The sequence below is a fragment of the Larsenimonas suaedae genome (assembly GCF_023712105.1).
GTDB classification, from domain to species: Bacteria; Pseudomonadota; Gammaproteobacteria; order Pseudomonadales; family Halomonadaceae; genus Larsenimonas; species Larsenimonas suaedae.
Map to the genome: position 1 here is coordinate 1,222,538 of NZ_JAMLJI010000001.1, position 12,969 is coordinate 1,235,506.

Genomic DNA, 12,969 nt, shown 5'->3' on the forward strand with positions numbered 1-12,969 from the left:
CTGGGTCAAGCAAATAGTCTAAAGACTGTCTAAAAAAAACAAAGCCCCTTTAAATCAGGGTGTTGAAAAAAGCCCTTTTATTAATTTAATTAATAGCAGGGTATGCATCCACTTTTTTTGATACGCATAAAAAAAGCCGGCGCAGTGCTGCGCCGGCTTTCATAACATGGATCAACTTACTGACCCTTGATTTCCTTTCGCCCGTTGTAGGCGACGTTGCCATTCAGCTCGTTCTCGATGATCAAGAGACGGTTGTACTTGGCCACGCGGTCACTGCGAGACAGTGAGCCGGTCTTGATCTGGCCGGCACAGGTGCCTACCGCCAGGTCAGCGATGGTCGCGTCTTCGGTTTCACCACTGCGGTGTGAAATCACGGCGGTGTAACCGGCGTCGTGCGCCATCTGGATGGCGTCGAGGGTTTCGGACAACGACCCGATCTGGTTGAACTTGATCAGGATCGAGTTGCCGATGCCCTTGTCGATGCCTTCCTTGAGAATGCGGGTATTGGTCACGAACAGGTCATCACCGACAAGTTGAACCTTGTCGCCGAGCTTGTCGGTAAGCACCTTCCAGCCATCCCAGTCGGATTCGTCCAGACCGTCTTCAATAGACACGATCGGGTACTGTTCGCTGAGCTCGGACAGGTAATCGACAAAGCCGGCCGCATCGAAGGACTTGTTCTCACCGGAGAGAACGTACTGGCCGTCCTTGTAGAACTCGGACGCGGCGCAGTCGAGCGCCAGGGTCACGTCCTTGCCAAGCTCATAGCCTGCGTCGCTGACGGCCTGCTTGATCGCGGCAAGCGCATCGGCGTTGGACTCGAGATCCGGCGCGAAGCCGCCTTCATCACCAACGGAGGTGGAAAGCCCCTTGTTGGACAATACCTTCTTCAGCGCATGAAAGACTTCCGCACCCACACGAAGCGCTTCGCGGAAGGAAGTCACGCCGACGGGCTGGATCATGAATTCCTGGATGTCGACGTTGTTACTGGCGTGCTCGCCGCCGTTCATGATGTTCATCATCGGAAGCGGCATGGAGTAGGTGCCAGGCTGACCAAACAGCTCAGCGATGTGGGCATAAAGCGGCTGCCCCTTGCTGACTGCGGCGGCCTTGGCGGCAGCGAGTGACACCGCGAGAATGGCGTTGGCGCCAAGATTTGACTTGTTGTCGGTGCCGTCGAGCTCGAGCATCGCCTTGTCCAGCGCGCGCTGGTCGGTCGCGTCCATACCCAGAAGCGCTTCACGAATGCGGGTGTTGATCGCCTCGACCGCCTTCAGCACACCCTTGCCCAAATAGCGGGACTTGTCGCCATCGCGCAGTTCAAGCGCTTCGCGTGACCCGGTGGAGGCGCCCGACGGCGCACAGGCGTTACCCCGAGCATCATCGTCCAGCACGACTTCAGCATAGACCGTGGGGTTACCACGGGAATCAAGCACTTCCAGCGCATGAATATCGACAATCTTTGCCATTTTGAAGCTTCCTTTTCCGGGGCGCCTTTGCTGCCCCTTGTCGCAAGTGGAGGGCCTTTCCCTTCAAAAGCACCGCGGGAGCGCGGCGCCTCGCCTCTCTCTCGCAGCGTATCAATTCTGCGAGGATGGGCAGCCCGAAAGGTCTGCCCGTTATGATTTCGAGTCACCCGACAAAAAAATTGCCGACCCGAGGGTCGGCAATGTAGCACGTCTTACTCTTGCTGCTCACGCTCGCTTTGCTTTCTAAGCCGCTCGTTCTTGTGCGAAAGCGCGGCGTTGACGAAGCCGGTAAACAGCGGATGCCCGTCACGGGGCGTCGAGGTGAATTCCGGGTGGAACTGACACGCCACGTACCAGGGATGATCCTTGAGTTCGATCATCTCGACCAATGAGTTATCGACGCTCTTGCCGGAGAACACCAGACCGGCCTCTTCAAGCGCGTCCACGAACTGATTGTTGACCTCATAGCGGTGGCGATGACGCTCGACGATGGTGTCGGCGCCGTAGACTTCCGCCGCTTTCGACCTCGGTGCCAGGCGGCAGCTCTGGCCACCCAGGCGCATGGTGCCGCCGAGATCGGAGGATTCATCACGCACCTCGATCTTGCCTTCGCTGTTGATCCACTCGGTGATCAGGCCCACAACCGGGTGCTTGGTCTCGAAGCTGAACTCGGTTGAGGTGGCGTCTTCCCAGCCGACGACGTGACGTGCGAATTCGATGATCGCAACCTGCATACCCAGGCAGATTCCCAGATAGGGAATACCGCGTTCGCGGGCAAAGCGTGCAGTCGCGATCTTGCCCTCGACGCCGCGTGATCCGAAGCCGCCCGGCACCAGAATCGCGTCCTTGCCTTCAAGTCGCGCCGTGCCGTCGCGTTCGATCTCCTCGGAATCGACGTAATCGATGTTGACCTTGATTCGAGTCTGGATGCCGGCATGGATGAGCGCTTCATTCAGGGACTTGTAGGCGTCCAGAAGCTCCATGTACTTGCCGACCATCGCGATGTTGATCGATTTGAGCGGATTGAGCTTGGCATCGAGCACACGCACCCACTCGGACAGATCCGCCTCACCGGCCTCCAGACGCAACCGGTCGCAGACGAACTGGTCAAGACCGTGCTCATGGAGCATCAGCGGGATGCGGTAGATGGTGTCGGCGTCCTGCATCGGAATGACCGCGCGCTCCTCGACGTTGGTGAACAGCGCGATCTTGCGGCGCTCACCTTCCTCGAGCTCGACTTCGCTGCGACACAGCAGTACATCGGGCTGGATACCGATCGAGCGCAGCTCCTTGACGCTGTGCTGGGTCGGTTTGGTCTTGGTCTCGCCGGCGGTCTTGATGTAGGGCACCAGCGTCAGGTGCATGAACATCGCGCGCTGGCTGCCAAGCTCGGAGCGCATCTGGCGGATGGACTCGAGAAACGGCAGTGATTCGATATCGCCGACGGTACCGCCGATTTCCACCAGCGCGACGTCGTAGCCTTCACCGCCTTTCTTGACGCGTTCCTTGATCTCGTCGGTGATGTGCGGGATGACCTGAACGGTGCCGCCCAGATAATCGCCCCGACGCTCTTTTTTCAGAACGTGCTCGTAGACACGCCCGGTGGTGAAGTTATTGCCCTGGGTCATCTTGGAGCGAATGAAGCGCTCGTAGTGGCCAAGGTCAAGGTCGGTTTCGGCGCCATCCTCGGTCACGAACACTTCCCCATGCTGGAAAGGGCTCATCGTGCCGGGGTCGACGTTGATGTAGGGGTCCAGTTTGAGAATGGTGACCTTGAGACCACGGGACTCCAGAATGGCGGCCAGTGAGGCTGAGGCAATGCCCTTCCCGAGCGAGGACACAACACCGCCCGTCACGAAGATATATCGTGTCATGAAAAACCTGTCAGAAGCATGGGTCGAGAGAGGCCCGTATAAGGAATAAAACGGATCGGGCCAGGATGGGACGTCAGTCTACCAGAGTCCGAGGCGGCCCTCAATTTTAAGCCACGCCTTCGCAGGCGCTCAGGCCGGATCGATGCGTGCAGGCCCCTTGGGGCCCTGCTTGATAGTCTTGGTCACGATGTAGGAGCGGTAGCGCTTGATGCCGATATCACTGATAAGCCAGTCGTCGATCAGCCGCTGGTAGTGATCGATGCTTGGCGCCTCGATCTTCAAGAGATAATCGACACCGCCTCCCACAGCGACGCACTCGCTGACCTCGGCCACGTCCTGAACCATGGCCTCGAACCGCCCGGCGTGGGCCAGATCGTGCTGCTCGAGCTCGATCTGAACCCAGACCGGCGTACACTCAAGCGTCGCCGCCGTCGAGATGAATGCGCCGTAGCCGGTAATGATCCCCGCGTCCTCAAGCCGGCGGACCCGCGCCCAACAGGGGCTGACCGACAGATTGATCGCCTCGGCGAGCCTTGACTTGGTAATCCGGCCATCGCGGGCAAGGATCGAAAGAATCTTCAGATCAAAGCGATCGAGACTCAACGATTCGGTGCGCTTAGCGCTCAAGCGTCGCGACCTCCTCCCCAAGCACCACCAGCGTATCGCCCATCGCCACCTTCGCTGGGAAGCGCCGCGCCAGCACGATGCCGTCGCGCCGCGCGCGGTAGTCAACCGGCTCGGCACCGGTTCGGGTCATGTCATAGATTCGCGCGACCACCTCGCCCTTGCGCACCTGTCCTCCAAGCGCACAGGTCATTTCCAGAAGCCCTGCATGCTCGCTTTGCACGTAACAGCTCGCATCCGGCATTTCCACAAAACGCCGATGCGTGGGCTCGGTCAGTTCGCCTTCAAGAAGCCCTGTGTGAATCAGGAAGTTGCGTACCCCACGCTCGGTAAGCTCGATGCTGCCCGGGGTCGAGGTGCCCCCTCCACCAAGCTCGGTAGTCACAAGCGTCTTGCCCTGCGCCTCGACGACCGTGTCATAAAGCGCGGCGGCATCGAGCTCGAACATCATGATCGTGGTCTGCACCCCGAACGCGAGCGCGGCATTCATGCACGCACGCTCGTGCTCAAGATCCTCGAGGCGGTGGGCGGCCGCGAACGGCAGGATATCAAGGGTGCGCCCGCCCGAATGCAAATCGAGGGCAACGTCGCACATCGGCACCAGATAACGGGTGAAGTAATCGGCGATCTGTCGGGTCGGGCCGCCATCGGGGTCGCCTGGAAACGAGCGATTGAGGTTGCCCTTGTCCATCGGCGAGGTGCGCCGGCCGGCCTCGGCCGCCGGCGGGTTCATCATCGGCACGATAATTACCCGCCCGCTCACCTCCTCGGCCGTGAGCCGATTGGCAAGCTTCATGAGCGCAGTGATGCCCTCGTACTCATCGCCGTGATTACCGCCGGTCAGAAGCGCGGTCGGGCCATCGCCGCGCTTGACCACGGTGATCGGAATCATGATCGCCCCCCACGCGGATTCGTCGTGGGATACGGGCAGCTTCAGAAATCCGTGCTGAACGCCGTCGGCGTCGAAATCGACGGTGGCTGAAATCGGGCTCTCGCGCATGGTGCGCTCCTCTGGCTGGCGAGCGCCTTGTGCGCCCGCACACGTGATTATTTGACGAACAACTGACGCGGAAATGAACACAGCGGCTCGGCGCCGTGCGGTGTGATCAGAATCGACTCGGTGATCTCGAGCCCCCAGTTATCCATCCACATCCCGGGCATGAAGTGAAAGGTCATGCCGGGCTGAAGCTCGGTGGTGTCGGTCGGGCGCAGACTCATGGTGCGCTCGCCCCAGTCCGGGGGGTAACTGATGCCGATCGGGTAGCCGCAGCGCGCCCCGCCTCGATCAAATCCGTACTTGTCCATCGCCGCCCCAAGCGCCATCGCGATATCGCAGCAGCGCGCCCCGGGGCGGGCGATCGCAAGCCCATTATCGATTCCCTCGAGCAGCGCCGCCTCGCCGCGAATGAAATCCCGCGGCGGCCGCCCCAGAAATATCGTTCTTGAAAGCGGGGCGTGATAGCGCTTGTAGACACCGGCAATTTCGAAAAACGTGCCCTCGCCGCGCTTGAACGGCGAATCGTCCCAGGTCAGATGCGGGGCCGCCGCGTCTTCACCGGTCGGCAGCAGCGGCACGATGGCTGGGTAATCTCCGCCAAACCCATCGATGCCCTCAATGCCGGCCCGATAGATTTCAGACACCAGCGTGCTTTTGGGAAGCCCCGGCTCGATCATCTCGAGAATGCTTGCGTGCATGTTGTCGACGATGCGCGCCGCCACCCGCATGTACTCGATTTCGGTGGGTGACTTGATCGCACGACACCAGTTCACCAGCGCCGTGGCGTCCTCGAACCGAGCGTGAGGCAAGTGAGCAAGCAGGCTGGTGTAGGCCTTGGCGGAAAAATAGTAATTGTCCATTTCCACACCGATCACGCAGCGGTCCCACCCCCACTCCGGCAATACGGATTCAGCCAGAAATGCCATGGGGTGCATGTCGGGGTTTTGCACATAGTAATCGGGGTAATACAGCACCCGGGTGTCCGGGTCCATGTAGCAGGTACGCACAGCGCCGTTGGCGTCCTGTCGCCGCCCGAACCAGATCGGCTCGCCATCGAGGCCCACCAGCACGCATTGATGGACGTAGAAGGACCAGCCGTCGTAGCCGGTCAGCCAGGCCATGTTGGACGGGTCGTAGACGATCAGAAGATCAAGCCCGCGCTGCGCCATCGAGGCCCGCACCCGGCGAAGCCGCTCTTTGTACTCGCCCCGCTCGAAAGGAAGCGTCACACGGGGGTTCGAATCAGTCGTTGTCATGAGGTTCCCAGCCAACCCTTTACTTAACCCTTAGCAGAGTCTCGCACCGGCCGACAACCTGACGCGCGCGCAAGACTGCGCTCAAATCACCGCCAAGACCACGTGGTCAGGCGCCCATCCATCAAGGAAGCCCTGCCGAGGCGCGCTCAAACGCGCTAAGGTGACAGCGTCCTCTCGCCTTCAGGAGCGCCCATGCACGTTCTCATCCACACCGATAACGACAGCGCCCGCTGGCAGCGCGTTCTGGCCAACGCCCTGCCGGGGGCTCGAATCGACACCACGGCCGAGGTCGGCTTTATTCCGGCGACCTATCTGGTGGTCTGGCAGCCGCCGACGGCGCTCCTTGACGCCCAGACCGAGACGCTGAAGGCGATTTTAAATCTCGGCGCCGGCGTGGATGCCCTGCTTTCGAACCCGGCACTGCCGGACGTTCCGCTCTACAAGATCGAAGGCGGCGGCATGGAAGCCTATATGGCCGACTACATGCTCTACGCCGTACTGCACTTCTATCGCGGCTTCGACCTCTACCGGGCGCATCAATCGGCGCGGCAGTGGCAGCCTCAGCCGCTTGAAGAAAAGCGTGACTGGCCGGTCACCGTGCTGGGGCTTGGCACCATCGGCGCACACGTTGCCACGTTGCTTTGCGAGCACGGCTTTACCGTGGCCGGCTGGAGCCGAAGCCCCAAGGCACTTGAGGGGATCGACTGCCACGCAGGCATGGACACACTCGAGCCGCTTCTTGGAAGGACACGACTTCTGGTCAATCTACTGCCTACCACCGAGGCAACCACCGGCCTTTTGAATCACGAACGGCTCGCCCGTCTGCCCGAAGGTGCCGTCGTGATCAACGCCGGTCGCGGCGCTACGCTCGAGCTTACCGCGCTTGCGAGTCTGCTCGAGCGCGGTCACCTCCGTGGCGCGATGCTCGATGTGTTTCCGAACGAGCCGTTGGCGCCGGACCACCCGATCTACACCGCGCCGAATGTGACGCTGACACCCCATATTGCCGCCCCCACCCCGATCGATGACGCCGCCGTCCAGCTGGCCGAGCGGCTTGAGCGGCTCGAACAAGGCGAATGCGTGCCAGGCGTCGACCGGCGGGCGGGCTATTGACCCCCGCACGACGCTACGTGTCTGCGCTGCTTTTCGCGCTGGCGCTTCCGTCAGAAGCCGCACCGGCACTGACGCCGTTCAAGGCGCAGTACGCGTTAAGCGTTGACGGCGTCGGCTCCGGCCAACTAACCCACTGGCTCACCCGCCGAGACGGCCAGCTCGAAAGCCACATGCGCGCCCGCATCAACGCCATCACCGGTGAGGAAACCGGTGTGTTCACCTTAGACGGCCAGCAGGGTGTAACCGCCCAACGCTACCGGGGCGGCTATCATCTGATGGGGCTCAGCCGCTACTTTCAACTCGACGCCGAGGACCTGGCCAGGGCACCGGACCGCCAGAGCGCACTGATCGCGTTCGGGCGCTCAATAGGGCCTGCGAAAAAACACTGCACGCCGAAGACCCCGTGTACGCTCGACTACACCGATCAGTCGGGCACCGTGCGTACGCTCGACTACACACTGTCACCCCACGCCCCGATCAAAACCCCCGTTGGCAAGGTAGCCACGCTCGAACTGACGCTTACCGCTCACGGTGCGGCGCTACCCCGGCTTCACGCGCTGGTAAGTCCGGCGCTTCCAGGCGTGCTGCTGCGGGCAACCCTTGATGCGAGTGCCTCGATCACGGCACGCATCGAGCTTGAATCGCTCACGCTTGACCACAAGACACCTTGAACGGGCTTCGATACACTAGACACTCTTGGTTATCGTCCTCGTTTCAACGACTTATACGACGACTTGTTACACCGCCCACAAGGAACCCTCATGTCAGGACTGTGGTGGATGGCGCTGCCCTTGATCGTGGGGTATGGGTGGCCGTTCAAACGCCAAACGATCAAGCCGCTGGTCGATGCGCTGGTCATGCCGACCATCTTTCTGCTGCTGTTTCTTATGGGCTTCGGTTTTGCAGGTCTTGAGAACCTGAGCCGCGATCTTTCCCGCATTGCTTATGGCGCAGCGGTACTGCTTTGCTCAACCGCGCTTTTGAACATTGCCGCACTCCTGCTGCTTGACCGCGCCTACCGCTTCCGCCAGCGCAAACAGGTAGAGCTTGGCGCCGAAAGCGATGCCGCGCAGGCCTCACTTTGGAGCTCGCTCAAGGACGGCGCCCTGATGATCGGGCTTGTCGCGCTCGGCACCCTCTGCGGGTATCTGTTTCCGGTGATTCTGCCCTTCAGCGACGCCACCGCGGAAGCGGTGCTTTATCTGCTGCTTGCACTGGTCGGGCTCCAGCTTCGCAACTCAGGCATTCCGCTCAAGCAGCTCCTCCTGAACCGTCGTGGTCTTCTGATCGCGCTGTCGGTGGCGCTGACCTCACAGCTTGCAGGCCTTGTAAGCGCCGCCGTACTGAGCCTACCGCTGACGCAAGGGCTGGCGCTGGCTTCCGGGTTCGGCTGGTATTCGCTGTCCGGTATTTTAATGACCGACCAACTTGGCCCGCTGCTTGGCGGAGTGGCGCTCTTGAACGACCTTGGGCGCGAGCTTGTCGCCCTGTTGATCGTGCCCCTGATCGCGGCCACGCGCCCGGGCACCGCGGTCGGCTACTGCGGCGCTACCTCCATGGATGTCACTCTTCCTGTGCTTAGCCGCAGCGGCGGACTCGCCTGTGTGCCGTTGGCATTGGTCAGCGGTTTTCTGTTATCACTGCTGTCACCGCCTCTGATGATGCTCTGGCTCTCCATGGGCACATGAACATGCGCAATTCCCGCACCAGAGGCCCTGGCAACATTCCCTTGAGACGCCACCAACAACAAAAGGACACGTCAATGACACCGCTGTCACTCGCCATCGTGGGTTATGGCAAGATCGCCCGCGACCAGCACCACCCGGCCATCGACCAGCATGACGGCTTCACACTCAGCGCGATTGCAAGCCGCAATGGCCACGTTGACGGCCTGCCTCATTTCGAGTCGCTCGAGGCCCTGCTTGAAAGCGATGAGGCGATCGATGCGGTTTCGCTGTGCGCGCCGCCGAGCGTGCGCTTCGAGCAGGCCATGGCCGCGATGCGTGCCGGCAAGCATGTAATGCTCGAGAAGCCGCCCGGTGCCACCCTGAGCGAAATCGAGATCTTGAAGGCCTTTGCCGAGCGCCAGGGCGTGACGCTCTTTGCCAGCTGGCACTCCCGTGAGGCACCGGGCGTTGCCCGGGCGCGTGCGTGGCTTGCCGACAAGACCGTGACCGGCATGCACATTGAGTGGAAAGAGGATGTGACCAAGTGGCACCCGGGCCAGAGCTGGATCTGGCAGGCAGGCGGTCTCGGGGTGTTCGACCCCGGCATCAATGCGCTCTCCATCATGACCGAAATTCTGCCGATGGACGTCTATCTGCACGCCTCGACCCTGGTGTTCCCGGCCAACACCCAGGCGCCGATCGCCGCCTCGCTCACGTTCAAGGACTTAGGCGAACATACGCTTTCGGCGGAGTTTGACTGGCGCCAGCAAGGCGATGAGCTCTGGAACATCACCATCGAGACCGATCACGGAACCCTTGCGCTTTCCAAGGGTGGCAGCCAGCTCCACATTGACGGTGAACAAATGCTCGAGCAGGACGAGCGCGAATACCCCGGCCTCTATCAGCGCTTTTTCGAACTGATCGAGCGCGGCGAGTGCGATGTGGACGTTCGCCCGCTCAGACACGTGGCCGATGCCTTCATGCTCGGCGAACGCACCACTGTCGAGGCCTTTCATGACCCGGCCGTCTGAGCCCATGGCGCACGACGTTACCGGAGCGCGCGCATGAGCCGCCGCTCCCGTCGAAACTCGGGGCGCGTAACGCTTGACGATGTGGCACGGCATGTCGGCGTCAGCAAGATCACGATCTCCCGCGCGTTGCGCCAGCCCGACAAGGTCTCGGCCCCGCTCAAGACGAAGATCGAGCACGCCATCGAACTGCTTGGTTACATTCCCAACCGACAGGCGGGTTCACTGGCAAGCGCGCGGAGTCACGCCATTGCGCTGATCGTCCCGTCGCTCTCCAACGGCGTCTTTTCCGAAGTGCTTCGAGGCGTTGACGAGGTCTTCCAGCAAAGCGGCTATCAGGTGCTGCTTGGCCACTCGGGGTACTCCATCCACGAGGAGGAGCGCCTGGTCAACACCTACCTGAGCTACGGCGTGGAAGGCTTTATCGTTTCAAGCGGTCAGCACACCGAGCGGACGCTTGCGCTTCTAAAGCGCTCGGGGCTTCCGGTGGTGGAGATGATGGGTATTCCGAAAGCGCCGCTCGACATGGCGGTCGGCCTCGATCATGAGGCTGCCGGCCATGCGATCACCTCGGCGTTGATCGAGCTGGGCTATCGCAACATCGGTTTTGGCGGAGCGCGCATGGATTTTCGCGCCCAGGAACGCCTTAATGGGTGGCGGCGAGCGCTCAGGGAGCACGGCCTAGACGATACGGCGTGTCTGACCACCTTCAGCCCGTCCACCTACCACCTCGGCGGCGCGCTCTTGAACGACATCGTCGGGCGATTTCCCGCCACAGAGGCCATCTTCTTCTGCAACGACGACCTCGCCGCCGGGGCCTTGTTCGAGTGTCAGCGCCAGGGCCTTCGCGTGCCGACCGACATGGCCGTGGCGGGCTTCAATGGCATGGACATCACCGACGTGGTCTCACCGCGACTGACCACCGTGGTCACGCCGCGCCGACCGATCGGCGAGCGCGCCGCCCAACTGCTCCTCAAGCGCCTGAACGCAGAGCCTGTGGAAGCCCGCGTCGTCGATCTGGGATTCACCCTCGCGCTCAGAGACAGTACCTCGATCGAGCGCGCGTAGGCGCTCGCTCGAACGCGTCTTAACCGACCCGGCTGTTATCGATCACCCGCAGGCACTGATCCACCACCCCTTCCGGGCTCAGACTGATGTCGATGGCGTAGGCCTCACCCTGGTGAGGCGGCTCCAGCGTCTTGAACTGGCTGGCAAGCATGTCGGAGGCAAAGAAGTGGCCTTCTCGCTGGCTCATGCGCTTGTGAATGAGGGCATAACTGCCATCGAGGTAGAGCGCGATCAGGTGCTCATCGCCCTTTCTGAGAAGCTCGCGGTAGCGGGCCTTTAGCGCTGAACAGGCAATGATCACACTTTCATCCTGAGTCAGGCGCTCGTTCAAGAGCGCTTTCAAGCGCTCGAGCCACTCGGCGCGGTCGTCGTCATTGAGCGCCTCGCCGCGGCTCATCTTGTCGATGTTGGCCTGGGGATGAAAGTCGTCGCCATCGAAGAAATCACACCCAAGTGTCTTGGCGAGCTGCTCGCCGATCATGGATTTGCCCGACCCCGAGACACCCATGACCAGGATGCGCCGCGACTCCAGTGCGGAAGCCGATTGCAGCATGATAGTACTCCTAGAGATTACCGATAATGGTGATGTTAGCGTTAACATCGCACGTTTTCAGGGCGCTACATAACGCCACCAAGGTCTGGGTTGACGTACATCGATTGCACCATTAGGGCTGCACACCCCTTGCAGACTGCGGTTCGTACCGCCATGCGATTTACCCTGTCAGTACCTACACTTGGACACAGCATGGCAGCCTGGCTGTCGATCGCCGCCCCTTGAAAAAGGACACCTGCATGGCTTCACCGCTTTTCATCGCCGATCTCGAGTTTTCCCGTGCCGTGATTCAGGCCCCAATGGCCGGCGGCATCACCACGCCCGAACTGGTTGCCGCCGTGTCGGAGGCAGGCGGGCTCGGAAGCCTGGGCGCCGGCTATCTCACGCCCGAGGCCATTATTGATGCGACCCACGCCATTCGCGCGCTGACGCCCACCCCATTTGCCATCAACCTCTTCGCCCCCACCCACGACGCCCCCGGCTGCGACACCGACCAGGCCCTAAACGCCCTCAAGGCCTGCTACGCCGACGCCGGGGTCGAGATGCCCACAACGTTTTCAACGATGCCTGATTTCGATGCCCAGTTCGAGGCCATGCTCTCGGTACAGCCGGCACTCTTATCGTTCACCTTCGGCCTGCTGGATCGCAAGTACATCGATGCCTGCCGTGCCCGACACATCGCACTCGTCGGGACCGCCACCACCGTGTTCGAAGCCAACGGCCTGGCCCGAAGCGGCGTCGATGCCATCGTACTTCAGGGTGAAGAAGCCGGCGGCCACTGCGGCAGCCACAATCCGGCCGGTGCCGGTCAGCCGCTGCTGCCGCTGATCAGCGAGTGCCGTGCGCACATCGCCCTGCCCTTGATCGCCGCCGGCGGGCTCATGAGCACCCTCGATATTCACCGCGCGCTTCAGGCCGGCGCCGACGCCGCCCAGTGCGGCACCGCCTTCCTGCTCGCCGACGAAGCTGGCACCTCCGACACTTGGCGCCGCGCCCTCAAGGACACCCACGAAAGCGACGCCACCGACATTACCTACGCCGTTTCAGGCCGCGCCGCGCGCGGGCTCAAGAACGCCTGGATGGGGCCTCAGGCGCCCCGCGATCTGGCCCCCTACCCGATGCAACATCAGCTGACCGCCCCGCTCAGGCGCCAAAGTACTGGCCCGAAATGGAAAAGCCTGTGGGCCGGCAAGCAGGTTCATCACATTCGATCGGGCTCCGCCGCCGACATTTTAGAGACGCTGACTCATTGATCGCTCAACGGCATGGGTAGCATTCAAAGCGGCAGACCGTACACTCGGATGGCCTTTCGTCCGGACC

12 protein-coding genes are annotated in these 12,969 nt (G+C 61.6%); 6 read left to right on the top strand and 6 right to left on the bottom strand.

What is annotated here, in order from left to right:
* Nucleotides 1–176 precede the first annotated feature (176 nt).
* The 5 genes from eno to doeA form a co-directional block, all read right to left on the bottom strand.
* The gene (eno, locus tag NAT49_RS05705; RefSeq protein ID WP_251591671.1) at nucleotides 177–1,469 is read right to left on the bottom strand and encodes a phosphopyruvate hydratase; all 1,293 of its coding nucleotides are present in this window, start codon (nucleotides 1,467–1,469) and stop codon (nucleotides 177–179) included.
* A 212-nt stretch (nucleotides 1,470–1,681) separates the two neighbouring features.
* Entirely contained in the window at nucleotides 1,682–3,343 is a 1,662-nt protein-coding gene (gene pyrG, locus NAT49_RS05710; RefSeq protein ID WP_251591681.1) for a CTP synthase, read from the bottom strand.
* Between the two features lie 129 nt (nucleotides 3,344–3,472).
* Nucleotides 3,473–3,946, bottom strand: coding sequence for an Lrp/AsnC family transcriptional regulator (locus NAT49_RS05715; RefSeq protein WP_251591950.1), 474 nt, complete (start codon nucleotides 3,944–3,946; stop codon nucleotides 3,473–3,475).
* Nucleotides 3,947–3,959: 13 nt separating this feature from the next.
* A complete protein-coding gene (gene doeB / locus NAT49_RS05720; RefSeq protein ID WP_251591690.1) occupies nucleotides 3,960–4,967 on the bottom strand; it encodes a N(2)-acetyl-L-2,4-diaminobutanoate deacetylase DoeB in 1,008 nt (335 codons plus the stop codon).
* A gap of 47 nt (nucleotides 4,968–5,014) precedes the next feature.
* Nucleotides 5,015–6,220, bottom strand: coding sequence for an ectoine hydrolase DoeA (gene doeA, locus NAT49_RS05725; RefSeq protein ID WP_251591700.1), 1,206 nt, complete (start codon nucleotides 6,218–6,220; stop codon nucleotides 5,015–5,017).
* 192 nt (nucleotides 6,221–6,412) lie between these two features.
* Between doeA and NAT49_RS05730 the strand changes: the two genes are divergently transcribed.
* The 5 genes from NAT49_RS05730 (at nucleotide 6,413) to NAT49_RS05750 (ending at nucleotide 11,096) form a co-directional block, all read left to right on the top strand.
* Entirely contained in the window at nucleotides 6,413–7,333 is a 921-nt protein-coding gene (locus NAT49_RS05730; RefSeq protein WP_251591701.1) for a 2-hydroxyacid dehydrogenase, read from the top strand.
* Nucleotides 7,334–7,350: 17 nt separating this feature from the next.
* Nucleotides 7,351–8,004, top strand: a complete 654-nt coding sequence (locus tag NAT49_RS05735) for a hypothetical protein (RefSeq protein WP_251591702.1) — start codon at nucleotides 7,351–7,353, stop codon at nucleotides 8,002–8,004.
* A 90-nt stretch (nucleotides 8,005–8,094) separates the two neighbouring features.
* A complete protein-coding gene (locus tag NAT49_RS05740) occupies nucleotides 8,095–9,021 on the top strand; it encodes a LysO family transporter (protein ID WP_251591703.1) in 927 nt (308 codons plus the stop codon).
* A gap of 74 nt (nucleotides 9,022–9,095) precedes the next feature.
* A complete protein-coding gene (locus tag NAT49_RS05745) occupies nucleotides 9,096–10,031 on the top strand; it encodes a Gfo/Idh/MocA family protein (protein ID WP_251591704.1) in 936 nt (311 codons plus the stop codon).
* 33 nt (nucleotides 10,032–10,064) lie between these two features.
* The gene (locus tag NAT49_RS05750; RefSeq protein ID WP_251591706.1) at nucleotides 10,065–11,096 is read left to right on the top strand and encodes a LacI family DNA-binding transcriptional regulator; all 1,032 of its coding nucleotides are present in this window, start codon (nucleotides 10,065–10,067) and stop codon (nucleotides 11,094–11,096) included.
* 19 nt (nucleotides 11,097–11,115) lie between these two features.
* Here NAT49_RS05750 and NAT49_RS05755 read toward each other — a convergent pair whose 3' ends face one another.
* A complete protein-coding gene (locus NAT49_RS05755) occupies nucleotides 11,116–11,649 on the bottom strand; it encodes a gluconokinase (RefSeq protein WP_251591707.1) in 534 nt (177 codons plus the stop codon).
* 239 nt (nucleotides 11,650–11,888) lie between these two features.
* Between NAT49_RS05755 and NAT49_RS05760 the strand changes: the two genes are divergently transcribed.
* Entirely contained in the window at nucleotides 11,889–12,902 is a 1,014-nt protein-coding gene (locus tag NAT49_RS05760) for an NAD(P)H-dependent flavin oxidoreductase (protein ID WP_251591709.1), read from the top strand.
* The last annotated feature ends 67 nt before the right edge of the window (nucleotides 12,903–12,969 follow it).